Source organism: Acinetobacter gyllenbergii, assembly GCF_001682515.1.
Classification (GTDB): domain Bacteria; phylum Pseudomonadota; class Gammaproteobacteria; order Pseudomonadales; family Moraxellaceae; genus Acinetobacter; species Acinetobacter gyllenbergii.
Window position 1 is genome coordinate 141792 of record NZ_KV575270.1, and the last position, 22141, is coordinate 163932.

Annotated in this window: 30 protein-coding genes; 14 read left to right on the plus strand and 16 right to left on the minus strand. The window is 42.8% G+C overall.

Annotation, left to right across the window (positions count from 1 at the left end; all coding sequences use genetic code 11):
• Nucleotides 1–40: 40 nt before the first annotated feature.
• The 3 genes from NG55_RS18560 to orn all read right to left on the minus strand — a co-directional run bounded on the left by NG55_RS18560 (nt 41) and on the right by orn (nt 2407).
• Nucleotides 41–844, minus strand: coding sequence for an enoyl-ACP reductase FabI (locus tag NG55_RS18560; RefSeq protein ID WP_004655876.1), 804 nt, complete (start codon nt 842–844; stop codon nt 41–43).
• Nucleotides 845–985: 141 nt separating this feature from the next.
• Entirely contained in the window at nt 986–1720 is a 735-nt protein-coding gene (locus tag NG55_RS18565; protein ID WP_004804311.1) for a Bax inhibitor-1/YccA family protein, read from the minus strand.
• 126 nt (nt 1721–1846) lie between these two features.
• On the minus strand, nt 1847–2407 hold the full coding sequence (orn, locus tag NG55_RS18570; protein WP_005239763.1) for an oligoribonuclease: 561 nt from the start codon (nt 2405–2407) through the stop codon (nt 1847–1849).
• A gap of 124 nt (nt 2408–2531) precedes the next feature.
• Here orn and rsgA point away from each other — a divergent pair, with 124 nt between their 5' ends.
• From rsgA to secB, 4 genes are all read left to right on the plus strand, one after another.
• The gene (gene rsgA, locus NG55_RS18575) at nt 2532–3590 is read left to right on the plus strand and encodes a ribosome small subunit-dependent GTPase A (protein ID WP_016543084.1); all 1059 of its coding nucleotides are present in this window, start codon (nt 2532–2534) and stop codon (nt 3588–3590) included.
• Between the two features lie 94 nt (nt 3591–3684).
• Nucleotides 3685–4101, plus strand: a complete 417-nt coding sequence (locus tag NG55_RS18580) for a rhodanese-like domain-containing protein (protein WP_016543083.1) — start codon at nt 3685–3687, stop codon at nt 4099–4101.
• Between the two features lie 11 nt (nt 4102–4112).
• A complete protein-coding gene (grxC, locus tag NG55_RS18585) occupies nt 4113–4373 on the plus strand; it encodes a glutaredoxin 3 (protein WP_005184953.1) in 261 nt (86 codons plus the stop codon).
• A gap of 32 nt (nt 4374–4405) precedes the next feature.
• On the plus strand, nt 4406–4864 hold the full coding sequence (gene secB, locus NG55_RS18590; protein WP_004655889.1) for a protein-export chaperone SecB: 459 nt from the start codon (nt 4406–4408) through the stop codon (nt 4862–4864).
• A gap of 54 nt (nt 4865–4918) precedes the next feature.
• On the opposite strand, the gene NG55_RS18595 is transcribed toward secB, so the two are convergent.
• The 6 genes from NG55_RS18595 to coaBC form a co-directional block, all read right to left on the minus strand.
• Nucleotides 4919–5527 (minus strand): alpha-ketoglutarate-dependent dioxygenase AlkB family protein, encoded by a 609-nt coding sequence (locus tag NG55_RS18595; RefSeq protein WP_016543082.1) that lies wholly within the window; start codon nt 5525–5527, stop codon nt 4919–4921.
• Nucleotides 5514–5759 carry an Ada metal-binding domain-containing protein gene (locus NG55_RS18600; protein ID WP_016543081.1) on the minus strand — a complete coding sequence of 82 codons (246 nt, stop codon included), beginning with the start codon at nt 5757–5759 and terminating at the stop codon, nt 5514–5516. Before NG55_RS18600 ends, NG55_RS18595 begins: the two co-directional genes overlap by 14 nt.
• A gap of 4 nt (nt 5760–5763) precedes the next feature.
• On the minus strand, nt 5764–6501 hold the full coding sequence (locus NG55_RS18605; protein WP_023270836.1) for a 2OG-Fe(II) oxygenase: 738 nt from the start codon (nt 6499–6501) through the stop codon (nt 5764–5766).
• A complete protein-coding gene (locus NG55_RS18610) occupies nt 6488–7333 on the minus strand; it encodes a methylated-DNA--[protein]-cysteine S-methyltransferase (protein WP_065344081.1) in 846 nt (281 codons plus the stop codon). Before NG55_RS18610 ends, NG55_RS18605 begins: the two co-directional genes overlap by 14 nt.
• Nucleotides 7334–7502: 169 nt before the next feature.
• Nucleotides 7503–7880, minus strand: a complete 378-nt coding sequence (locus NG55_RS18615) for a cytochrome b562 (protein WP_023270838.1) — start codon at nt 7878–7880, stop codon at nt 7503–7505.
• A gap of 155 nt (nt 7881–8035) precedes the next feature.
• Nucleotides 8036–9292 carry a bifunctional phosphopantothenoylcysteine decarboxylase/phosphopantothenate--cysteine ligase CoaBC gene (coaBC, locus tag NG55_RS18620; protein WP_016543077.1) on the minus strand — a complete coding sequence of 419 codons (1257 nt, stop codon included), beginning with the start codon at nt 9290–9292 and terminating at the stop codon, nt 8036–8038.
• 196 nt (nt 9293–9488) lie between these two features.
• Between coaBC and radC the strand changes: the two genes are divergently transcribed.
• Together radC and NG55_RS18630 are read left to right on the plus strand one after the other, a co-directional pair.
• Nucleotides 9489–10211: a RadC family protein gene (gene radC / locus NG55_RS18625; RefSeq protein ID WP_016543076.1), complete on the plus strand. Its 723-nt coding sequence runs from the start codon at nt 9489–9491 to the stop codon at nt 10209–10211.
• 44 nt (nt 10212–10255) lie between these two features.
• Nucleotides 10256–11167 carry a bestrophin family protein gene (locus tag NG55_RS18630; protein WP_004655906.1) on the plus strand — a complete coding sequence of 304 codons (912 nt, stop codon included), beginning with the start codon at nt 10256–10258 and terminating at the stop codon, nt 11165–11167.
• Between the two features lie 45 nt (nt 11168–11212).
• Here NG55_RS18630 and NG55_RS18635 read toward each other — a convergent pair whose 3' ends face one another.
• The gene (locus NG55_RS18635) at nt 11213–12259 is read right to left on the minus strand and encodes an aldo/keto reductase (RefSeq protein WP_065344082.1); all 1047 of its coding nucleotides are present in this window, start codon (nt 12257–12259) and stop codon (nt 11213–11215) included.
• Nucleotides 12260–12362: 103 nt separating this feature from the next.
• Between NG55_RS18635 and NG55_RS18640 the strand changes: the two genes are divergently transcribed.
• The gene (locus tag NG55_RS18640) at nt 12363–13256 is read left to right on the plus strand and encodes a LysR family transcriptional regulator (protein WP_016543074.1); all 894 of its coding nucleotides are present in this window, start codon (nt 12363–12365) and stop codon (nt 13254–13256) included.
• A gap of 136 nt (nt 13257–13392) precedes the next feature.
• Here NG55_RS18640 and NG55_RS18645 read toward each other — a convergent pair whose 3' ends face one another.
• On the minus strand, nt 13393–14256 hold the full coding sequence (locus NG55_RS18645; protein WP_065344083.1) for a PHP domain-containing protein: 864 nt from the start codon (nt 14254–14256) through the stop codon (nt 13393–13395).
• A 45-nt stretch (nt 14257–14301) separates the two neighbouring features.
• On the opposite strand from NG55_RS18645, the gene NG55_RS18650 reads away from it, so the two are divergent.
• The 4 genes from NG55_RS18650 to mnmC are packed head-to-tail and all read left to right on the plus strand — an operon-like array spanning nt 14302 to nt 17622.
• Complete coding sequence (locus tag NG55_RS18650) at nt 14302–14913, plus strand: septation protein IspZ (RefSeq protein WP_016543072.1); 612 nt, start codon at nt 14302–14304, stop codon at nt 14911–14913.
• 24 nt (nt 14914–14937) lie between these two features.
• The gene (locus NG55_RS18655) at nt 14938–15240 is read left to right on the plus strand and encodes a YciI family protein (RefSeq protein ID WP_016543071.1); all 303 of its coding nucleotides are present in this window, start codon (nt 14938–14940) and stop codon (nt 15238–15240) included.
• 3 nt (nt 15241–15243) lie between these two features.
• Nucleotides 15244–15699 carry an SH3 domain-containing protein gene (locus NG55_RS18660; protein WP_016543070.1) on the plus strand — a complete coding sequence of 152 codons (456 nt, stop codon included), beginning with the start codon at nt 15244–15246 and terminating at the stop codon, nt 15697–15699.
• A gap of 18 nt (nt 15700–15717) precedes the next feature.
• Entirely contained in the window at nt 15718–17622 is a 1905-nt protein-coding gene (gene mnmC, locus NG55_RS18665) for a bifunctional tRNA (5-methylaminomethyl-2-thiouridine)(34)-methyltransferase MnmC2/FAD-dependent 5-carboxymethylaminomethyl-2-thiouridine(34) oxidoreductase MnmC1 (RefSeq protein ID WP_065344084.1), read from the plus strand.
• Between the two features lie 84 nt (nt 17623–17706).
• On the opposite strand, the gene NG55_RS18670 is transcribed toward mnmC, so the two are convergent.
• Nucleotides 17707–18021 (minus strand): rhodanese-like domain-containing protein, encoded by a 315-nt coding sequence (locus NG55_RS18670; RefSeq protein ID WP_016543068.1) that lies wholly within the window; start codon nt 18019–18021, stop codon nt 17707–17709.
• A gap of 90 nt (nt 18022–18111) precedes the next feature.
• Here NG55_RS18670 and NG55_RS18675 point away from each other — a divergent pair, with 90 nt between their 5' ends.
• The 3 genes from NG55_RS18675 to NG55_RS18685 all read left to right on the plus strand — a co-directional run bounded on the left by NG55_RS18675 (nt 18112) and on the right by NG55_RS18685 (nt 19679).
• Nucleotides 18112–18600 (plus strand): YajQ family cyclic di-GMP-binding protein, encoded by a 489-nt coding sequence (locus NG55_RS18675; RefSeq protein WP_004655922.1) that lies wholly within the window; start codon nt 18112–18114, stop codon nt 18598–18600.
• Nucleotides 18601–18614: 14 nt separating this feature from the next.
• The gene (locus NG55_RS18680; RefSeq protein ID WP_016543067.1) at nt 18615–19109 is read left to right on the plus strand and encodes a DUF4442 domain-containing protein; all 495 of its coding nucleotides are present in this window, start codon (nt 18615–18617) and stop codon (nt 19107–19109) included.
• 75 nt (nt 19110–19184) lie between these two features.
• Nucleotides 19185–19679 carry a nuclear transport factor 2 family protein gene (locus tag NG55_RS18685; RefSeq protein WP_065344085.1) on the plus strand — a complete coding sequence of 165 codons (495 nt, stop codon included), beginning with the start codon at nt 19185–19187 and terminating at the stop codon, nt 19677–19679.
• 56 nt (nt 19680–19735) lie between these two features.
• Here NG55_RS18685 and NG55_RS18690 read toward each other — a convergent pair whose 3' ends face one another.
• From NG55_RS18690 to NG55_RS18705, 4 genes are all read right to left on the minus strand, one after another.
• Nucleotides 19736–20215: a GAF domain-containing protein gene (locus tag NG55_RS18690; protein ID WP_016543065.1), complete on the minus strand. Its 480-nt coding sequence runs from the start codon at nt 20213–20215 to the stop codon at nt 19736–19738.
• A gap of 69 nt (nt 20216–20284) precedes the next feature.
• The gene (locus NG55_RS18695) at nt 20285–20698 is read right to left on the minus strand and encodes an acyl-CoA thioesterase (RefSeq protein WP_016543064.1); all 414 of its coding nucleotides are present in this window, start codon (nt 20696–20698) and stop codon (nt 20285–20287) included.
• 1 nt (nt 20699) lies between these two features.
• Nucleotides 20700–21137: a thioredoxin TrxC gene (gene trxC / locus NG55_RS18700; RefSeq protein ID WP_065344086.1), complete on the minus strand. Its 438-nt coding sequence runs from the start codon at nt 21135–21137 to the stop codon at nt 20700–20702.
• A complete protein-coding gene (locus tag NG55_RS18705) occupies nt 21138–22034 on the minus strand; it encodes an alpha/beta hydrolase (protein WP_016543062.1) in 897 nt (298 codons plus the stop codon).
• Nucleotides 22035–22141: the final 107 nt, after the last annotated feature.

The window sequence follows — 22141 nt, forward strand, 5'->3', positions numbered from 1 at the left end:
CTCTAAAAGCGGCTTTATTAAATAATTTAGATCAATCTAATTATTCATCATCCATCATGCTTTGGCTCATACCAACCGTATTGAAGCCACCATCAACATACATGATTTCGCCTGTAATACCTGAAGCCCACGGCGAGCAAAGGAATAATGCGGCATTACCCACTTCTTCAATGGTCACATTACGTTTTAATGGTGCAATCTTTTCATTGGCATCTAACATTTTACGGAAAGATTTAATCCCTGAAGCTGCCAAAGTACGGATTGGACCCGCAGAAATTGCATTCACGCGAATACCATCTACACCCAAGCTTGACGCCAAATAACGAACGCCCGCTTCTAACGATGCTTTCGCCATGCCCATCACGTTATAGTTCGGCATCACACGCTCAGAACCTTGATAAGTCAAAGTCAATAAACAACCTTGGCGCGCTTGTAATAATGGTTTAGCCGCACGTGCCATTGCGATAAAGCTGTAGGCACTAATGTCATGCGCAATTTTAAAACCATCGCGATCAGTCACGTCAGTAAAGTCACCGTCAAGCGTATGTGCAGGGGCAAAACCAATTGAATGCACTACACCGTCTAAACCATCCCAGTGTTTTGCCAATTCAACAAAAGCATTGTCAATTTCTGCGTCAACAGCAACATCACAAGGAAAAACCAGTGTTGAACCAAACTGTGCTGCAAAATCATCGACACGTTTTTTCAGCTTTTCATTTGGATAAGTAAACGCAAGCTCAGCACCTTCACGGTGTAAGGCAGAAGCAATACCGAAAGCAATCGACAATTTACTTGCAATACCGGCAATTAAAAAACGTTTACCAGCTAAAAGTCCTTGTGACATCTTATTCTCACTCGAAAAATTTTCACCACATCATGCCAATATTCCGCCGCTTGCGGAATTGCATAATCCACCTTTTTTACAATCTTGCATAAAAAAATCGCCTTCAAGAGAAGACGATTGGTATTTTATCTTGCTTTGGGCTTAGTCATCGCCACGAAGCAAACTGAGTAAACGCAAGAATGAATAATACATCCACACCAAAGTTGCCAATAAGGCAATGGCACAGATCCATTCAAATGCTTTTGGTGCGCGTTGTGCAGCCGCATTTTCAATCAAGTCAAAATCTAAGATCAGGTTTAATGAAGCAATCACTGCAACAAAGGCAGCAAAGCCAATACCCAACCAGTTACTTTCAAAGATATAAGGAATGCTTGAACCAAATGCTAAACGCAAAATGATCTGTACGACAAATACCAAGGCAATCGCAATCGAGGCAGAAATCACAACTGCTTTAAACTTTTCAGTGGCGCGAATCACTTGGAATTTATATAAGGCAAATAAAACCAATGTGGTCACAAAAGTAGCAAGCAGAGCTTGTAAAGGGACACCAGGATATTTCAATTGGAAAATAAACGATACACCACCTAAAAACGCCCCTTCAAATAAGGCATAAGGAATGGCTAAAGCTGGTGCAGTATTAGATTTAAAAGTGGTAATTAAGGCAAGGATTAAACCACCTACTGCACCAATAATCGTTGCAGCATAGGCAATCGACAGATTAGCAGTCATCGCACAGTAGAAAAATAAGGCCATGCCTAAAACAGCTGCAATCACCGTTAACAGGACTGATTTTTGAATCGCACCCTGAATGGTCATTGGCTCAGCCAAATCTTGATAGGTTTCTACCCGTGTTAAAATAGGGTTAGTACTTTGCATGTACGCTCTCTTTTTTATAGTTTGCAATTAAACATCGAGTTTAAGCGATTTTTTGAGCAAGCCCAAATTTTTTCACATATTAAAAAAGGAGCTTACGCTCCTTTTTATACATTGTTCATAAACTGATTAGTTATCGTTATTCATGATAAAAAAGTATTCACGATAGTATTTCAATTCTGCAATCGAATCACGGATGTCATCCATCGCCAAGTGCGAAGCATTTTTCTTTAAGCCGCTCATAATTTCAGGTCTCCAGCGTTTCGCTAACTCTTTCACCGAAGACACATCTAAATTACGATAATGGAAGAATTGTTCTAATTCAGGCATCAAACGATGTAAGAAACGGCGATCTTGGCAAATCGAGTTCCCACACATTGGTGATGATTTTGGACTCACCCATTTCTTTAAAAACTCAAGGGTTTGCTGTTCTGCATCTTCAGCCTTAAGTTTGCTGCGGCGTACTCGCTCAATCAGACCCGACTGGCCATGTTGTTTGGTATTCCACTCATCCATCGCATTTAGAATCAAATCAGATTGATGTACCGCTAAAACAGGTCCTTCAGCCAAGATATTCAAATGGTCATCTGTAATAATTGTTGCAATTTCAATAATCTTGTCGTTATCGGTATCGAGACCTGTCATTTCCAGATCGATCCAAATTAATCGTGTATCAGGGGTGCTGCTCATGGATGGCGATTCTAATGTGCTTAAAAACATCAATAGTAGCAAATTAATTACATCTTGGCTGTAATTCTATAGCGGCTTCGTGCTATTTTTGCGGTCTTCAAAGTGTGGATTTTTTGGGATATGAATGGCTTTAATTCGTAAGCGTCGTTTAACCGAACAACAGCAGCGTCGTATTGAGAAACAGCATAAATCACGTCAAGACGACATTGATACATCGCAAGATCTGGATGGACTGGTTGTTCAGCATTATGGTCGTCAACTCGAAGTACAAGCTTTATCTGTGCCTGAACAGCACCCTGAAAAACCACATGTGGTTGAAGGTGAACCAGAACCGTTCTGGAAACCGATTGAACTCGACAGCGTTTGGCGCTGTCATACCCGTACCAACCTAGAACTGTTGGTCACAGGTGATCGGGTTAAATGGCAGGCCGATCCAATTACTGGCTTAGGTATTATCACCGCAATTTACCCAAGACAATCCTTGCTCACCCGACCAGACCGTTATCATAAGGTCAAACCTGTCGCCGCCAATATTAGTCTGATTGTGATTGTATTTGCCCCGCTGCCAGAACCTGCTCCAACCTTGATTGACCGCTATCTGGTCGCGTGTGCCGATGCCAATATCCCTGCGCTGTTAGTACTGAATAAATCTGACTTGCTTACGGACAATGATCCGATTCTGACCTTACTGAGTGAATATGAATCTTTAGGTTATGAAACCTTGATTTGTCATTCACAAGGTGACTTATCTGCGCTTTCAAATCGTATTGATAATGAAACCGTTGCCTTTGTTGGGCAGTCAGGGGTTGGTAAAAGTTCATTGATCAATACCATTGTTCCCGATGCAGCACAGAAGACCAATGTCATTTCAGAGAACTCGGCACTGGGTCAACATACCACTACTTCTACTCGTTTGATTAAATTTGGAACAAACGGTGCATTGATTGATTCCCCAGGAATCCGTGAATTTGGGCTGTGGCATCTCAGTTTAGAAAAGGTTCGTACCGGTTTTCCAGAGATTGAAGCCCATTTAGGGCTTTGCCAATTTCGTAACTGTACCCATACCCATGAGAAAAATTGTGCGCTGAAACAAGCGGTTGATGCAGGTGAAATTTTGCCGCGCCGTTTGGACAGTTATTTACGTTTACTGGATGAAATTCAGGAAGCACAGCAAAAAAGTTAATTTTCTTCGCTGCTTGCCCTTGAACTAAAGATTTTGATCACCATTGAGATAAGTTATACTCAGGGTCAATTTTGATTTTAACTTTAGGTGACTTGTGGAACGCTGGTTAGAGTTTATGGGGAATCACCCCTTCTTATTTGGTGCGCTCGGCGTGTTAATCGTGTTGTTCTTTGTTTTAGAAGGACAGCGCAACGGTCGTAAAATTTCACCACAATCTCTAGGTATTTTGGTCAAAGCAAAAAATGCGATTTTGATCGACTTACGTGATGGAAAAGATTTCCGTGATGGTCACATCAGCGGCAGCCGTAACATTCCATATAGCCAGATTACAAGTCATGTCGATGAATTAAAAGCAAGTGATCGTCCCTTGGTCTTCATTTGTAACTTAGGTCAGGTTGCAGGCTCAGCATTGCAAAAAGTTGGTCATGCCGACAGCTACCGCTTAGACGGTGGTATTAGCAATTGGAAAGCTCAAGGCTTACCTTTAGTGAAAAGCAAAACCAAAGCTTAAGGAGAGATAAAATGACTACGCAAAACGTCACCATTTATTCAACGCTTTCTTGCCCATATTGCGTACGCGCAAAACAATTACTTGAGCGCAAAGGCGTTGCTTATAAAGAAATTAATCTTTCCAATGAAGCGCCAGAAGTTCGTATTGAGTTAATGCAACGTACTAATCACCGTACGGTGCCGCAAATTTTTATCAAAGACCAATTCATTGGCGGTTTTGATCAACTTTATGCTTTAGAGCGTGAAGGTAAACTCGACCAATTATTAGCTTAACAACATCTAAATCCAAGATTTAAGGAAAAACAATGAGCGAAGAACAAGTTCAACCACAACTCGCGTTAGAACGTATCTATACCAAAGACATTTCTTTTGAAGTTCCAGGTGCACAAGTTTTTACTAAGCAATGGCAACCTGAACTGAACATCAATTTATCTTCTGCTGCAGAAAAAATTGATCCAACTCATTATGAAGTGTCTTTAAAAGTTGTGGTTCAAGCCAACAACGAAAATGAAACTGCGTTCATCGTAGATGTAACGCAATCAGGCATTTTCTTGGTTGATGGTGTAGAAGAAGATCGCCTTCCATACATCTTGGGTGCTTATTGCCCAAATATCTTGTTCCCGTTCTTACGTGAAGCTGTGAATGATTTAGTGACTAAAGGTAGCTTCCCGCAATTGCTGCTTACTCCAATCAACTTTGATGCTGAATTTGAAGCAAATATGCAACGCCTACAAGCGGATGCAGATGCGCAAGGTCAAGCATAAGCTTTATCCTGCCTTATCCAAAAAAGGACTGATTTTTCAGTCCTTTTTTTATGCTCAATCCACAATGGTTCTAAAGGTCAGATTCACCCGCGCCGTACTGACTTTCTTCGTCGGTGGTAAGCGATGCAACCAGTAGGTCTGCGTGGTATCTTTCATCACCAATAAACTGCCATGTTCTAAATAAAGTTCAACTTTTTCTTTGCTCTGCTTATGTTTAAATGCAAATTTTCGCTCAGCGCCAAAGCTAAATGAGGCAATTGCCCCATCTTTTTTTAAGTCTGTTTCAGCATCGCTATGCCACGCCATTCCCTCTTCACCACTATGATAAAGATTTAGCAAACAAGAGTTGAATGTCTCACCGCTTAACTCTTCGGCCAGTTGTTTTAACTCCAGTAATTCCTGTGTCCACGGCAAGGCATATTTATTCATATTGGAATAGGTATATTCAAAGCGTCGATCCCCATACCAAGCCACTTTACGTTTAGTCGTCAATAACTTTCCAAAAATCAGCGCCTGATCATTTTCCCATGCAATGGTCTGCATCAGTTGATCAAAATAATAATCTGCAGCCGCAGTCTGCACCACTTTGCCGTAGTACTGTACCGTGCCGTCATAGGGCAAATGATTCTGCTTTGGATCAGCTTCAATATCAAATAGTTGCATCTTTCCACTTCTTATAGGCTTGCTGCATACAATGTCCACACGGTCGGAAACCTTGTGCAATTGCTTCTTGCTCATCGACAAAAAATACCCGATTCTTTTTTAGCATGCGCTTCCCTGAGGCACAGGTCAATCTGCCATAAATCTTAAGCTGTGCATTGCCTGCAAATACAATCTGTTGCTGTTTCAGTTTTTGATGTAACTCGGTCTGTGTTAAGTCTAGATGCCGCCACATCAGATTAACTCACCGCATCATGGAAAATAATCCCGAGGCTATAACGTTCACCTCGATGAATGGGGCTGACACCATGCTTCATATTGACCCGATAATAGCCCTTACTGCCTTTTTCAGGTTTAAACTGCGTGGTGAAAATCAACAGATCACCTTGCTGTGGCTGCACCACCATGGCCTTAGATTGTGCTCTGGGTGTTTGTTGGGTAAAAACCAATTCTCCGCCACTAAAATCCACATTCGGCTGACTCAATACAATCACTAGCTGTATCGGGAAATACACCTCACCATATAAGTCCTGATGAAGCGTATTAAAGCCGCCTTGCCCATATTTCAAAATCAATGGCGTTGCCAGCCTTTGTCCCTGTTGATGGCACTGCTGTAAAAACTCAGCATGGGAGGATGGAAATGTATGTTCTAACCTCAGCACCCGAAACCATGCATTGGCAATCGGTACCAAATATGGATAAATCTCATGCCGTATCCGCTCAATCAGATTCGGTAATGGGTAAGTAAAATACTTGTATTCACCTCGACCAAAACGATAACGCTGCATCTCTACAGTTTTACGGTACAGTTCGGTTTGCGGATATGCCTGTTTCAGCATTTCACATAACTCGGTCGATAGAACCTGCTCGATCAGGGCAAAGCCTTGTTGGTGCATTTGCTCAGTGATGGCCTCCCAATCCGCAGCTTGAATCTGATCGATCACCGCTTGGATTTGTGTCAATTCAGGTGGCTGCATGGGTTTGTACCCCCTCCCAACCAATCAATGCTGTTTTACGCAATGTCCCCCACTCATAGCCACCCAAAGCACCAGTGGACTGAATCACCCGATGACAGGGAATCAGAAATGCCACAGGATTACTGCCAATCGCGGTGCCAACAGCTCGAGCCGCTTTGGGATGCTCAATCGCCTTGGCCAACTCACCATAGGTTGAGAGCTGCCCCATTGGAATCTTGAGCAGGCTTTGCCATACTTTAAGCTGAAACTCGGTGCCTTTTAAATGCAGTTTAATCTCTGCCAATTGCGGTTGATCCTTTTGAAACAAGGCCAAAGCACTGTGTTGAAATGCATCGAGCTGTTCAATAAACTCAGCCTGAGGAAATTGTGCTGTTAACTGTTGCAAGGCATCAGCCCGATTCTCCACAAAACTCAGTGCACAAATGCCTTTATGTGTGGATGCAATCAACACTTCACCAAACAAGGTCTCTGCGAATTGATAGTGAATCGTCAGGCTCTGTCCACCATGTTTATATTCAGCAGGGGTCATCCCTTCGATCTGAATAAACAGATCATGCAATCGACTGGTGCTGGACAGTCCTGTGGCAAAGGTTGCATCAAAAATACTGCCCTGCTCTTGTTTTAAAATCTTCTTGGCATGTTCAACACTTATATACTGCAAAAATTTTTTGGGACTGGTGCCGACCCACTCGGTAAATAAACGCTGAAAATGCGCTGGGCTTAAATGAATATGTGCCGCCACTTCATCCAGTTGCGGCTGTTGCTGAAAGTTCTGTTGAATATACTGAATCGCTTGAGCAATGCGTTCATAATTACGTTGTTGTGAGGACATATCATCACCTCTCATCATTCATGTTTTCACTGTAGCAACTTTGCCATTATGTGAAAATCTGAATCATGCTCAGTCTTCGTTTTGTCTTTGTAGTGTCTCAAATCCCGATAAAAAAAAGCCGTACTTCTTGAAGTACGGCGCTATCATTTCGATGACCAATCTTTATAGATTAATGGGTGTAATACTTATGTCCTTGGTCACGTAATTCAGCAATTTTTTTGCCTTGTTTTTTCGCTTCATCCAGCTTACCTGCTTGCACCAACAATTTGGCTTTATCAATTTCCCCGACAATCTGGTCGAATAAAGCAGTAGAGGCTGGCACTTTTTCAGTGGTATTCGGCGCTAATTTATATTGTTTTGAATGGGTCGCAGCAGCACGCATATTATCCAAAGCAGCTGTTGCCGCCTGTGGCGTTGCAGCTTGGTTAAACGCTTTATAATTTTTCCCCAGCGTTTTCATGTCATCTTCTAAACCCGCAGCCATTGCCGTATGGCTCAATGCAAACGCGGATAACATCATAACAGTGGCTAAAGTTTTTTTAATCATTCGGATATCCTATCAAAAACTGTGGCTATGCTTAATTTCTTGGCGCAAAACATCGTGCTTTGACTTCAAAGCACCAATGGCTATTGCTGATTTAGCATACATAAAAAATGCAACGGAATCGTTGCATTTTGATAAAAAAAGATCGCGTTCAGGTTTTATAAGCGACGGCGTAAAGCATCGGCAATCGACTCAACCAACTGCTGCGAAATCTCTTGTTTTGATGCCTTTTCCAACTCACGCTTTTTCATGTGATAAGACTGGGCAAAGAACACGGTCATGGCATTTTCATCTGAGGCAAAACCGATATCTGGACGTGACACATCATTACAGGCAATCATGTCCAGTTTTTTCGCCACCAGTTTACCCGCAGCGTATTCTTCGACATTTTGCGTTTCAGCAGCAAAGCCAACCATGAATGGACGTTGTTCCTGCTGTGCAATGGTCGCCACGATATCTGGATTTTTGACCAACGCCACCGCAAGTTCATCACCTGCTTTCTTAATCTTATGCTCAGCCACTTGTGCCACGCGATAATCCGCCACCGCTGCCGTTGCGATAAAGATGTCACAGCCTTCTTTCAGCTGATTCATGCTGACATCGAGCATCTGCATGGCAGAACTGACATTCATACGCTGCACACCATTCGGCGTATCCAAACTGACAGGCCCTGCCACCAAGGTGACTTTTGCCCCTGCGGCATAGCAAGCTGCTGCCAAGGCAAAGCCCATTTTACCCGTGCTGTGGTTGGAAATATAACGCACAGGGTCAATCGCTTCACGGGTCGGCCCAGCGGTAATGGTGACGCGCTTACCAGCTAACAAACCGAATTTTTCAGCCAAGGCACGTTGCGCCTTATGGAAATAAGCTGCAACTTGGCGAGCCAAATCTTCAGGCTCAGGCATACGCCCTAGACCCACATCTCCACAGGCTTGTTCACCCGCATCTGGCATGATCACATGCACGCCATCTTCAACCAACGTTTGCAAATTGCGTTGTGTGGCTTTTGCTGCCCACATTTGCTGATTCATCGCGGGCGCAACCCAAACTGGTGCTTTGGTTGCCAGATATAGCGTACTGAGCAGATCATCTGCCAAGCCATTAGCAAATTTTGCAATGCTGTCACAGCTGGCAGGTGCCACCAAAACCAAATCAGCCCAACGTGCCAATTCGATATGTCCCATACCTGCTTCAGCTTCAGGATCAAGCAATTCGGTATGCACAGGATTGCCTGAAAGTGCTTGAAAAGTGAGTGGGGTAATAAATGCTTGTGCGCCATGGGTCATGACCACACGGACATCAAAACCGAAATCTTTTAAACGGCGGACCAGAATGGCACTTTTATAGGCAGCAATACCACCTGTAACCGCTAATATAATGTTTTTATGGGGAATAACACTTAGATCGAAGCTCACAAACAGGATACCTTACTGTTGCAGTGGCGCTCACAATAGCATTAAATAAGTAGATACCCAAGTAGCACCCTCAACATTTCAGCACTGACGATGATCGAAAATCGTGTTGACATGACACCCTATAAAAGGAAAAAGCGCGCAATTATTTTTGCGCGTTAAAAAAATAATCACAATAAAATCAAAAGGAAATTAACGATTGAATCAATCTATTAAAACCTGGCCTGAACAAGAACGCCCAAGAGAACGACTTTTATCCCAAGGACCGCAAAGCTTATCCGATGCTGAACTGCTGGCGATTTTTCTGCGTTCAGGCTCAAAACAGCACTCTGCAGTGGAATTGGCGCGTATTTTGATTCAACATTTTGGTGGACTTAATTTGATATTTGATGCCAATTTTGAAGATTTATCACAATTTAATGGCATAGCCTCCACGAAATATGCACAGCTGATGGCCGTGAAGGAACTTGGACGGCGTTATCTGAATAATCATTTCCAGCAACAACGGCTTTGTCTGGATACTTCAACCTTAGTGCTCGACTATTTACGTTATGAACTGCAAGGTGAAAAACAGGAAGTTTTTGCCGTTCTGTGTTTAGATGCCGAACTGAGAAAATTACATTTTAAAAAGCTATTCTTTGGTTCTCACCATTCCTGCACGGTTTCATTGAATCAAACCCTCCGCTATGCCCTGCAACAACAGGCCTGTCAAATCGTAGTAGCGCACAATCATCCCTATGGCACTGCTCAACCGTCAACAGAAGATATTTATCTGACCCAACAACTCAAACAAGCCTGCAAACTGCTGGAAATTCACTTGATTGATCATTTTATTATTTCAGCTGAAGGCTATTTTTCATTTTCTGAACAACAACTACTCAACCCTATTAAAACCAAGCAATCTCGCCTTGACAAAGCTTAAACCAAACAGGAATATCAAGACATAAAATTAATGATTCAAATAACATGATTGTCCGTGACCAGCCGAGTATTTTTAAAGTTTTATTCTCATGGCGAGGAACGATTTTACCCAAAATTTTGCCCTCTCTTGGTTTCGTCATGCTGATCTCTGCCATTATTGGTGGGGTCGAGTATGTCAATCTGTATCGTTTCCCTGAAATTCCCTTGGTCGGCTTCACTTTGATTGGTGTGGTACTGTCCATTTTCTTGGGATTTAAGAATACCGCCTGTTATGACCGTTGGTGGGAAGCACGTAAACTCTGGGGGGTGTTGATTGCCACTGCGCGTCATTTTGACCGAGATTGCCGCGTCCTGACCCAAGCACGTCGTGAACGTATTATTCAAAACGTGATTGTGTTTGCCAATGTACTGCGTGATCGTCTGCGTCATCAAACCGCCAATCCAACCGAGCTGACCGAAACCAGCGGTCTGAGTCAACAAGCATTGACGCAACTTTATCAACAGCATAATGCGCCGCAGTACACCTTGAGCCTAATTCAATGGGAACTGTTACAGGCCATGAAAGAAGGCGAAATCTCGGATATTATTTATACCCAGATGAACCGCCATGTGGCCGCGTTAAGTGAAATGCAAACTGGCTGCGATCGGATCGCGAATACTCCAATTCCATTCGCCTATTCGGTTTTACTGAATCGTACCGTGTACTTCTTCTGCTTTATGCTGCCATTCAGTCTTGGCTCGTTATTGGGCTTGGTGACACCGTTACTGGTGGGTATTTTGGCCTATACCTTTTTAGGTCTGGATGCTTTGAGTACTGAAATAGAAGAACCTTTCGGCACACAAAGCAATGACTTACCGCTTGATGCGATGGTACGTTCAATTGAAATTGAATTACTTGGAACTTTAGGTCGCCCAACCCCGCCGCCAATTCAAGCGCATGACCATAACTTACTCTAATTTCAATGCCCTGCAATGAGGGCATTTTTTTCAGCTTAACATCAGTTAAATAAATTGTGATGGGACGATGGACTTAAAGCGTTCAGTGAACTGTCCATTCCAATAGGGATAATAAGGATAGGGCGGATAGATCGCACTGACCTGATTTAAACGTTCGCTCTGTTCAATCGATAGCTGAATATCTTTGGCAACAAGGTTATCTTGCAGTTGAGTTTGATTACGCGCGCCAATCAATACACTCGATACCGTTGGACGCTGTAATAACCAGTTTAAGGCAATTTGCGGAACCGTATAGCCAGTTTCTGCTGCAATCTGTTTGAGCACATCAATCACAGCATAGAGGTGTGCCTCATTGACTGGCGGCGCGAATTGCGCGGTATCATGTAAACGGCTCTGGACTGGAATCGGATTCTCGCGATCAAATTTACCTGTCAATCGGCCCCAGCCCAAAGGACTCCACACTACTGCGCCAATGTGCTGGTAATCATTTAAAGGCATCAACTCCCATTCATAATCACGACCAATCAATGAATAGTAGACCTGATTGACCACAAACTTTTCATAGCCATATTGCTCCGCAATCGCCTGCGCTTTCATCAGTTGCCAACCTGCAAAATTAGACGCGCCGATATAACGAACTTTGCCACTACGCACTAACTCATCTAAGGTTTTCATTAATTGTGGTAATGCGGTGAAGCTATCAAACTGATGCAACTGTAATACATCAATATAATCCGTTCCCAAGCGAGTTAATGACTGTTCAACTGCCGACAATAAATAACGCCGACTAAATCCAGTATCATTTAGATGATCTGAACTACGAATCCCAACTTTAGTGGAAATAATATTGTGTTGACGTTCAGATGCCAAAGCCTTGCCCAGCATTCGTTCAGATTCTCCATCAGAATAGACATCAGCCGTATCAAAGTAATTAATACCCGCATCTAAACCAGCACGAATCATTTGATTGGCTTCTGTTTGACTGGCTTGCCCCCAAGCAGAGAAAATTTGCCCCTGCCCACCTAGGGTGCCTGCGCCAAATCCCAGTTCTGAAACTTTTAAACCCGAGTTTCCTAAAAAATGATATTTCATGACCTGTCTCTTCAAGCTGTGATTGCTTCAGTACAAAAATAGCGCTAGGGATTTATTCGAAAAACCACGATAATCAAGAAATACTTTTCTGATTTTATTGATAATGAATACAGAAGATTTTCAGTTTTTTATTCGTGTTGCAGACTTGGGTTCGATCAGCAAAGCCGCACAGGACGCCAATATCTCGGTGTCGGTGGCCAGTCAGAAATTACAACGTCTAGAACAGAGCCTACAACTGCGTTTATTTCATCGCACCACACGAAAATTGACTTTAACAGAGGAAGGCAAAATCGTACTGGAGCATGGACGTGGCTGGATCAACGATTTTGTTCATTTACAGCAAGCTCTCACCTCCCCAAATCAAGCCTTAACAGGGACTTTACGGATTAGCACCTCAGCTACGTTTGGTACTCAGGTGTTAATGCCCGTGATTGCCAGATTTTCCCACTTACATCCTGAACTGAAGATTTACTTAGATTTAAATGATCAAAACATCGACCTGATTCAGCAAGGCATGGACTTGGCCATTCGCATTGGTCAGTTAAAAAGTTCCAGCTTGATCGCCAAACGCTTGAGTACCAATCCACGTGTACTCTGCGCTTCCCCCAACTATCTGGAAAAATATGGTCAGCCCCATAGCTTGGCAGAACTCAAATTGCATCGTTGTATCTTGCAGCAGCATGGTCAAGGTCTCACCAATCACTGGCACTTGGTCAATGCCGAAGGGAAAGTTGAACAGGTTCATGTCGAGGGTTATTTTGCAACAAATTCAGGCGAAGGTGTTCGGCAAGCAGCCCTAGCCGGTCTTGGTATTTCCAATCATTCGATCTGGCATGTGGCGGATGAACTTGCGACAGGCAAACTGGTGCAGATTTTGCCCGAATTTCCTGTTGAAGCAACGGCAATTTATGCAGTGTTCCCACATCGGCAGCTGATCGCGCCAAAAGTGCAGCATTTTTTAGATTATTTAATTGATTACTTTCAGCAGCGTGAATGATAAAACTTTAGTCCTTCAGACTAATCTTAGCCTTGCAACAGTGATTACTATACTCCTGCAAAACCATGAAACATCCATTGCACACCCCATACAAGCAGCATGAAAAAAATAAGGATGAGGCAAAGTTCTAATTTTTTCATATCGCGGGGGATTGAAAGCGTTCCCAAATCCCTTGCTGCCCCTCTTTAAGCCGTGGTGTCTGTCCCAATTTAATCCATGGCATATTCTCGCCATGAAAATCACTGCCAATCGAAACCGCTAGATCAAATTGCTGAATCATTCGATCCACCATTTGACGTGTCGAAGCAGGTTCGATACTCGGTGGTAGTTCCACCGCATCACCACCCGATTCGGCAAAGAGTTCAATCAAATAACGAATATTGGTTGCTGACAGGTCATAACGGGTCGGATGAGCAAGCACGGCGAAACCCTGACTGGCATGAATCACATCAATAGTTTCTTTAAGACCCATCCCTTCAAATTTCACAAAGGCTTTTTTGCCTTCTTTCAGAAAACGGTCAAATGCCTGCTGTGGACGACTGACAATATTCCTTTCGACTAGAGCTTTAGCAATATGGGTTCGGGTCACCCGATCTGCTTCCCCGTCCACTTGGGCAATCACATCAGGATAAATATCAAAATCAATACATTTTTCTAAGAGCTGACAAATCACTTTTGCCCGTTCAGCACGAACCTTTTTCTGCTGTTCCAGCATGGCTTTGATCGGCGCGTCATTTTGCATATTCAAGGCAACAATATGCACCCCATAACTCTTTTTAGTATTTGGTCGAGACCACTGACTGGAAACCTCTACCCCAGAAATAATTTGAATATCATGTGCTTGTGCATAATCTTGGGCACGCTGCAAGCCATCCATGGTGTCATGGTCTGTGACAGCAAGGGTGTGGATTTTTAAATCGACTGCAGCCTGTACCAACTGCTCTGGAGAGAAGGTACCATCGGAAATGAGCGTATGTGTGTGTAAATCGACACCGAACATGGTTTGTATTATGCTATCTGACCTATTTCATCATCGTACTGTAACATGAAAGCGTTGCTCGACTATCTACCGATTATTATCTTCTTTTATTTTTATAAAACCACCGATCCTAAAGATAGTCATCATCCCCTGCTACAGTTGGTAGGTAGCTCTGGAAATCTTGATCAAAATCATATTCTTGTTGCAACTTGTGCATTACTCATCTCGACGCTTGTGGTGTATGGCTGCCTGTTCTTTTTCCAAAAATTTAAATTAGAAAAAATGCAGTGGTTTATCGTCCTTATGTCAGTCATTTTTGGTGGCATCACCCTAATTTTTAGCGATGTGACCTACATCAAAATGAAAGCCATCATTATCAATATCGGTATTGGATTAGGCTTCCTGGTGACGCCACTCTTTAATAAAGAACGTATGCCAATTATCCAAAAACTTTTAGGCTCGTTATTAGAACTTAGCCCAAGAGGTTGGATCAAATTGAACTGGGCGTGGTGTGGACAATTCTTTTTGCTTGCGGCTTTGCATTTCTTCTTTGGTTTTGTCTACATGCAAGGAAAATATTGGGGCGAATTCACCGCTTTCGGCGATATTATCGTTTCTATCAGTTACCTAGCTGCTATACTGTTTTTCTTAAGAAAGCATTTTAAAACCACTGAATAGATTTTAAATCATCGAGCTACTGCCATGCCATATTTTGTGCTGACTTGTACTGATCGCGAAGGTACTTTGGAAAAACGTTTAGCCACCCGCCCACAACATATTGAACGTCTACAAAAGTTAGATGATGAAGGACGTTTAATTACGGCAGGTGCCCATCCAAAAGATCCAAATGATCCGCAGGCTGGTTTTTGGGGCAGTACCATGATTGTCGAATTTGATAGCCGTGAATCCTTAGATGCTTGGATTCAGGAAGAGCCGTTTTTAAAAGAAGGGATTTACTCAAATATTGAGGTAAAACCGTTCAACAAAGCTTTTCCAAAAGGGTAAATCATGCAAGTTGTCGTCAAAAGCGTATTGGCTTTATGTTTATTTAGTTCGACTGCTTGGGCGGTTGAGCCCGCAACACCGGCAGCTCCAGCAGCCAACACAACCCCTGCAACGAATGCAACAACGGCCGCACCCACCAATACGACTGCAACAGCGGCCAAACCACTGACCGCTGAGCAAATTGCCAAAGCCAAGCAACAACAAGATGCAAAAGTCAAAGCCATGATTCAAGATCAGGCCAGTCGCTTGAAGCAACTTGAGCATGCCAATCTGGAAGCACTCTCTCAAAATCAAGAATTACAGTTAAAAAATGACAGCTTGACCGTGCAGGTTCAGGTGTTACAAAGTGAACGCAGCGCACAAATGTTTTTATATGGTGCGATGACCATTGCTGTAGGGGTAATACTTGGTTTCTTGATTGCCAGTTATATTCACACTAAACGTCGTCGTCAGTGGTAAAAAACTAACTTTCTATTTATGTCTCATTCCGCAAAATTACAAACAGCCGAATTAGACTGGGAACTGGTCGATGGTATCGAAGTTCCCATTTCTAAACAATTCGGCGATGTCTACTTTTCTAAAGATAATGGTCTACTCGAAACACGGCATGTGTTTTTAAATGGCAATGACCTCACTGAACGTCTGTCGCAACTGAATGATTACCAATACTTTTGTGTCGGTGAAACTGGCTTTGGCACAGGTTTAAATATTCTAACCTTGTGGCAGCTTTGGCAGCAGATTCGCCCTGATAATCACAGCCATTTGCATGCTATTAGCGTCGAAAAATTTCCGCTGAGCAAAGCCGATCTAATCCGCGCACTCAATGTCTGGCCTGAACTTAAGCCACTTGCAGAACTGCTGATTCAGCAGTATCCCCTGCCTATTGCAGGCTGCCATCGCTTAAGTTTTCCAGAAGAACGCTTTAGTATTGATTTATGGTTGGGAGATGCACAGGATATTTTCCCTAGTATGCCGAAAACCCAAGCCGTGAATGCGTGGTTTCTTGATGGTTTTGCGCCTTCATGTAATCCAGACATGTGGCAGGAAAATGTACTGAATCACATTGTTCGTTTATCAGACTACGGAACGACTTTTGCGTCCTTTAGTGTTGCTGGTGTACTGAAACGTGGACTCAAGCAACATGGTGTCCACATTAGCCGTCCACGCGGTTTTGGTCATAAACGTGAAATGCTAAAAGCCATTTGGTCTGATCCGACACAAGCGCTAACTGACCCTGCGGATGCAGCAGCAGAAATTAAGGTTCAATCTGAATTAGCAGCAACGGCATCCAACTCAAGACCTCGTCAGATTGCCATCATTGGCGCGGGAATCGCAGGTTTAAGCTGTGCATGGGCCTTTGCTCAACGCGGCCATCAAGTCACGATCTACGAGCAAAATGAGCCACTTTCAGGTGCATCAGGCAACCCCCTTGCTCTACTCAACCCCAAGCTGTGTCCAATTGAACAGGCCCATGAGCACTTGATGACCTTGAGCTGGCAACATGCCTTGAATTTCTATTCACGTTTCAAAGCATTTAGACCGATTCAAGTCCAGCAAATGGCTTTAAAAAATGCAGATGAATTGCTTGGTTTAGCGGAACAATATCCTGAAGCGGTGTTATCTGTACCAGATCAGCAGAATGCTATACCTGAAACAGCTTATCCAAGCTTGGCGCTTCATCAAGCAGGTGCCGTTTCTCCACAGCAACTGCGTGATGAAATGTTGCAGCATCCGAATATCCACTGCAGAAAAGCAAAGATTTCTCGCTTAAAAAGCACAGACAAGCAAACTGAGCTTTGGCAAGAACAACAACTCATCGCAACAGCCGATGACGTCATTGTCTGCTGTGCCAAGCAAAGTGCTGAGCTCTTTGAAAACTATCCTGTGTTAAAACCAATTCGTGGACAAGTCAGTTGGGTTGAAAATCGTGAGCAAGCTCTAGATCAAGCCTATAGTTATGGCGGTTATTGCATGCAACTGAATGCCACTCAATTGATTCTAGGCGCATCCTTTTATCCCAATCGAGACGATATCGAAGTTTTAGCAGCAGATCATGTGCATAACTATGAACTTATCCACAATGTGTTCCCAGAATATGCACAACAGCTCCCTGCTATAGAGCATTGGCAAGGCCGTGCTTCAGTACGTGCGCAAAGTCAGGATTATTTCCCTCTGGTCGGGAAAATGAAAAATGATGGACAGATATTTACCTTTGCAGGTCTAGGTTCTAAAGGGTTCTTGTTTGCGCCATTGTGTAGTGAAGTGTTGGCAGCCCTTGTCTTGGGTGAGCTTTGTCCAGTGCCTCAAAACCTGTTGGATAAGTTGAATCCTCAACGCTTTCAGAAGAAAGTAAAAGCCAAGAAGCCTTATTATTCTGGTTAAATATTTTTAATTTTTAAATGACTGAAATCTAGAATTTTGAATTGGCCAAAATACCGCTGTATTTTGGCCAATCTTCTGAGTGATTTAAGCGCCTTGTTCTAAAGGTAAGCCCGCATCACGCGCTGCGCGTGTGCCACCCATCAATACAACATATTCACGAGAATCATCAATACCGTCTAAAAGCTCTGCTGCACGTGGTGCTTTGCTGCCGCCACCACATAGAATATAAATCGGTTGATCCGCTGTAACTTGAGTCAGACTGTCCGCAGTGATCTCAGCAATTGGACGATTCACCGCCCCCTTAACATGAGCCTCTGCATACGCTTTGGTATCACGGACATCCCAGATGACTGCGCCTTCTGGGAACTCAAATGTTGTAATTTCTTGTTTACGGATCATTGTGCACTCCTTTGATGTAAACAACACTTGGCAAATGAAGAAAACCCCCTTAGCATCTCAAATATTCTTTCCCTTTGTAAAGGTCTAACCATGCCTTCTTTTGATATTGTTTCTGAATTAGAGTTATTTGAAGTCAATCACGCTGTGCAAAACACAGAAAAAGAGATTGCGACTCGTTTTGACTTCCGTGGACAAGACGTTTCAATTGAGTTAAATGAAAAAAATAAAGAAATCAAAATTTCAACTGAAAGCGATTTCCAATGTGAACAAGTCTATACCATGCTTGAAAACCACTTCTATAAACGCAAAATTGATGTACAGGCTTTAGATCCACAAAAAGCCACCGCTTCGGGTAAAAATGTGGTGCAAGTAATCAAGTTAAAAGACGGACTTGACTCAGATACCGCAAAAAAAATTAATAAAGCCATTAAAGAAAGTGGTATCAAAGCGCAATCTTCTATTCAAGGAGACAAAATCCGTGTCACGGATAAAAAGCGCGATACTTTGCAACAAGTGATGAACTTTTTACGTGAACAACAATTTGGTCTGCCACTGCAATTTAATAATTTCAAAGATTAAGCAATAGGTTCACTATGGCAAAAGATAACCGTCTTTATAAGCTGGTTAAAACCACGTCTAAATTTCCGAAAGGCATTCGTAGCACGCTCTGGAGCAAGGCCTTTGGTCGTGTGGTTCCGATGGTTGGAACAGCGAATATTCGTTATTTAGAAGTCGATAAAGACCACGTGACTGTTCGCATTGAAAACCAGCGTAATATGCAAAATCATATTAAAGGTGTGCATGCCGCAGCCATGGCGCTACTGGGTGAAACTGCAACTGGATTTTTAACGGGTTTACATGTACCAGATGATCGTATCTTGTTGATCAAATCCTTACATGTCGATTACTTAAAAGTTGCACAAGGTGGTTTAACCGCAACGGCAACATTATCAGCTGATCAACAAAAGTTTATCGCAGATAATGAAAAAGGCGAGTTATTGGTCCCTATTAGCGTGATTGATGATTCTGGCAATCAACCGATCCAATGCCAAATGCTTTGGGCTTGGTTACCAAAACGTAAAAAATAATAACCGATCTAGACTATTCTAGTGACAGTATTATCATCAGGATGCAAAGATCACTCTTTGTGTTCTGATGATAAAATGAAAAAAATACTCCTCCTTTCTCATTTTCTGATAGCGCTCAATCTAGCAACTTATTCTGCTCAAGTAATCGCTGCTGATGCTTCAGCTTCAGTTCCCACAAAACAGATCCATTCTTTAGCTGAACACAACAAGAAAATTGTCACTGATTTTTATGAAGGTGTTTTCTTGAAACACCAAGTGAAACAATATGCCGATCGTTATATTGGGGATCAATATATTCAGCACAATCCGAATGTACCTGATGGCAAGGCGCCATTTGTAAACTTCTTTAGCCAAAAATTCAGCAATAACCCTCAGGCAAAAAATGTCATCAAGAAAGCAATTGCGGAAGGAGATCTGGTCGTCCTGCATGTGCATTCTACAGAGAATGACAGCGATCGAGGTCGAGCGATTATTGATATATTTCGTGTAGAAAATGGAAAAATTGTAGAGCATTGGGATGTCATACAAAATATTCCTGAACAGAGTCAGAATGCCAACACCATGTTTTAGTGATTAGCTTACAACAATAAAGCCCAAACGAATTTGGGCTTTATTGTTTTAAATACTTAAATAAATTTTTCAATGATCAGCATCAGCTGCTGCAAATATTCCGCATCAATCTGATCAAATTGATTCAGTTCATCACTATCGACATCCAACACGCCCACACATTCCCCATCTTTCATCATCGGCAAAACAATTTCCGATCTCGAGGCAGAACTACAGGCAATATGTCCTGGGAACTGATCGACATCTGGCACCACGATCACTTGCTGCTGTTGCCAAGCTGTTCCACACACGCCACGACCTTTGCCAATACGGGTACAGGCAATTGGGCCTTGAAATGGGCCTAACACCAATTCATTGTCTTTGACCAGATAAAATCCAATCCAAAACCAGCCAAATTGCTGTTTTAATGCCGCACAGATATTGGCGAGATTGGCTATCACATCGCTTTCATCTTCAACGATTGCCTGAATCTGAGGAAGGATACTTTGATATTGCTCAGCCTTATGGCCTTGCTGCAACACTAATTCTTCTGCCATGCTTCATTCCAAATTAAAAAAAGGTTTGGCTTCATCTACCCAATACAAGAGAACTTAGCTTGTAGTAGATTAGCTTGCTGCAAATGCCTGTTTAATCTCTTCTGAGATCAATCGTTTCTTGCCATTCACATCTACCGCAACAAAGGTAAATACGCCTTCGGTAATCCGTATAGGTTCACGAGAATCATCATGACTGTTCCATACCTCAATTTGGACTTGAACCGAACTGCTACCTACTTTCAAAATTTTGGTATAACAGCTAATCACATTCCCGACCTTTACAGGTACCAGAAAGGTCATCTGATTAATCGCAATGGTAGCGCAACGACCTTTGCTAAAACGTTCAACATGTATCGCTCCTGCGAGATCCATCTGAGAGACAATCCAGCCACCAAATACATCACCACTCCAATTGGTATCTGCAGGCATAGCAATGTTTTGTAGTGATAAAGTCCCTTCTGGATGAGTTGGGCGTTCGCTCATGTTAATGTCCTTGGTGCTGCTGTAATTGCTGATCTAGCCATTGTTGTAATTCAGGTGCGCGTAATGCCCCGCTGATTCTCGCCAATTCAGTGGTCTTATTCATAAGTACCAGCGTTGGAATACTACGCACATTAAATGCAGCACTTAAACGTGGATTGGCTTCGGTATCAATTTTGGCAAAAACCACATAGGGATTTTGCTGCGCCACTTGAGCAAAATGTGGTGCCATCATCTTACAAGGTCCACACCACTCTGCCCACAAGTCAATCAATACTGGCAGATCTGAATTGCTGATGAAATTACTGAAATTTTGTTCATTGAGTTCAATCGGCTCTAAAGACAGCAAAGCTTTATGACATTGCCCACAGTTGGGATGAACCGCCAATTTTTCTTCGGGTACGCGATTTTTTGCACCACATGATGCACAGACAATAATCATCTACATCACTCCAATATGTTGATGTAAAAATTCTAATTGGGTTGTGACTGCTTTTTCAAACCAAGAACCATGATAAATGTCAAAATGTTTCATTTCCCATTCATGATAGCTCACAAATGGTGCAATATTGGTCGCTGCTTCACGACTCGACTCAATTGGAATCAAAGAGTCATGCTTGGCGGCGATGAATAAAACAGGAATATTAATTTTACGTACAAACTGAATCGGACGATAACGCATTAAATTAAAAAACACGCGTGCCGGAACTTCTCCACTCCAATAATAGTCAGGATTCACAATCGAATGATAGCCATAATAACTGTCTGAAGTGGGTAAGAAACACAAGCGGTATTGATCAACTACAGGCAGCGTTTTAGGTACTAGACCCATCTTGGAACCCATATAGTCCTGACTAGAACGCTTCAATGCCTCTGGATAGCGCTGTAAGGGATAGAGCTTGGCTGTTTCAGCACCATCCACATAAGGCACTTGTACCATAACGGCTTGAATGTTTTTCAGATCCGTCGCCAAGCTTAGGGCATATCCACCACTGAGCGAAGTTCCCCATAAAACAATACGTCGATTATCGATTAATTTACAATTCGAGGCATATTGAATCACAGTCTTCCAATCATCAAGCTGGGCGCTCAGTGAAACCAGCTCACGCGGCTTGCCTGTACTGCCCCCCCAATTACGATAATCGAATAAAATGACCGCATAACCCGCCTGAGCAAAGCGCTGAGCATATTGAACCAGCTTGAATTGACGCAAGCCTGCAAAGCCGTGCGCCATGATAATCACCGCAGCTTTGGTATTGGCCTTAGGCAGATAAAAATCCGCAGCGATGGTTTCATCACCACTTGGAACATACAACGGCTCAACAGTGTAGGTGTGCATGCGCGCTCCATTGCCTTATTTTTTACTTATCATCATTTATTTACTACAGACATTTAAACTCAAGATCGAGCTTAATGCTATGATAGAGCATAAAATGTTTTGTTTGT

Coding starts and splice junctions, on each gene's coding strand:
- NG55_RS18560 (WP_004655876.1), bottom strand. CDS start 844: ATGTCACAAGGACTTTTAGCTGGTAAACGTTTTTTAATTGCCGGTATT.
- NG55_RS18565 (WP_004804311.1), bottom strand. CDS start 1,720: ATGCAAAGTACTAACCCTATTTTAACACGGGTAGAAACCTATCAAGAT.
- orn (WP_005239763.1), bottom strand. CDS start 2,407: ATGAGCAGCACCCCTGATACACGATTAATTTGGATCGATCTGGAAATG.
- rsgA (WP_016543084.1), top strand. CDS start 2,532: ATGGCTTTAATTCGTAAGCGTCGTTTAACCGAACAACAGCAGCGTCGT.
- grxC (WP_005184953.1), top strand. CDS start 4,113: ATGACTACGCAAAACGTCACCATTTATTCAACGCTTTCTTGCCCATAT.
- secB (WP_004655889.1), top strand. CDS start 4,406: ATGAGCGAAGAACAAGTTCAACCACAACTCGCGTTAGAACGTATCTAT.
- NG55_RS18595 (WP_016543082.1), bottom strand. CDS start 5,527: ATGCAACTATTTGATATTGAAGCTGATCCAAAGCAGAATCATTTGCCC.
- NG55_RS18600 (WP_016543081.1), bottom strand. CDS start 5,759: ATGTGGCGGCATCTAGACTTAACACAGACCGAGTTACATCAAAAACTG.
- NG55_RS18605 (WP_023270836.1), bottom strand. CDS start 6,501: ATGCAGCCACCTGAATTGACACAAATCCAAGCGGTGATCGATCAGATT.
- NG55_RS18610 (WP_065344081.1), bottom strand. CDS start 7,333: ATGTCCTCACAACAACGTAATTATGAACGCATTGCTCAAGCGATTCAG.
- NG55_RS18615 (WP_023270838.1), bottom strand. CDS start 7,880: ATGATTAAAAAAACTTTAGCCACTGTTATGATGTTATCCGCGTTTGCA.
- NG55_RS18630 (WP_004655906.1), top strand. CDS start 10,256: ATGATTGTCCGTGACCAGCCGAGTATTTTTAAAGTTTTATTCTCATGG.
- NG55_RS18635 (WP_065344082.1), bottom strand. CDS start 12,259: ATGAAATATCATTTTTTAGGAAACTCGGGTTTAAAAGTTTCAGAACTG.
- NG55_RS18640 (WP_016543074.1), top strand. CDS start 12,363: ATGAATACAGAAGATTTTCAGTTTTTTATTCGTGTTGCAGACTTGGGT.
- NG55_RS18645 (WP_065344083.1), bottom strand. CDS start 14,256: ATGTTCGGTGTCGATTTACACACACATACGCTCATTTCCGATGGTACC.
- NG55_RS18650 (WP_016543072.1), top strand. CDS start 14,302: ATGAAAGCGTTGCTCGACTATCTACCGATTATTATCTTCTTTTATTTT.
- NG55_RS18655 (WP_016543071.1), top strand. CDS start 14,938: ATGCCATATTTTGTGCTGACTTGTACTGATCGCGAAGGTACTTTGGAA.
- NG55_RS18660 (WP_016543070.1), top strand. CDS start 15,244: ATGCAAGTTGTCGTCAAAAGCGTATTGGCTTTATGTTTATTTAGTTCG.
- mnmC (WP_065344084.1), top strand. CDS start 15,718: ATGTCTCATTCCGCAAAATTACAAACAGCCGAATTAGACTGGGAACTG.
- NG55_RS18670 (WP_016543068.1), bottom strand. CDS start 18,021: ATGATCCGTAAACAAGAAATTACAACATTTGAGTTCCCAGAAGGCGCA.
- NG55_RS18675 (WP_004655922.1), top strand. CDS start 18,112: ATGCCTTCTTTTGATATTGTTTCTGAATTAGAGTTATTTGAAGTCAAT.
- NG55_RS18680 (WP_016543067.1), top strand. CDS start 18,615: ATGGCAAAAGATAACCGTCTTTATAAGCTGGTTAAAACCACGTCTAAA.
- NG55_RS18685 (WP_065344085.1), top strand. CDS start 19,185: ATGAAAAAAATACTCCTCCTTTCTCATTTTCTGATAGCGCTCAATCTA.
- NG55_RS18690 (WP_016543065.1), bottom strand. CDS start 20,215: ATGGCAGAAGAATTAGTGTTGCAGCAAGGCCATAAGGCTGAGCAATAT.
- NG55_RS18695 (WP_016543064.1), bottom strand. CDS start 20,698: ATGAGCGAACGCCCAACTCATCCAGAAGGGACTTTATCACTACAAAAC.
- trxC (WP_065344086.1), bottom strand. CDS start 21,137: ATGATTATTGTCTGTGCATCATGTGGTGCAAAAAATCGCGTACCCGAA.
- NG55_RS18705 (WP_016543062.1), bottom strand. CDS start 22,034: ATGCACACCTACACTGTTGAGCCGTTGTATGTTCCAAGTGGTGATGAA.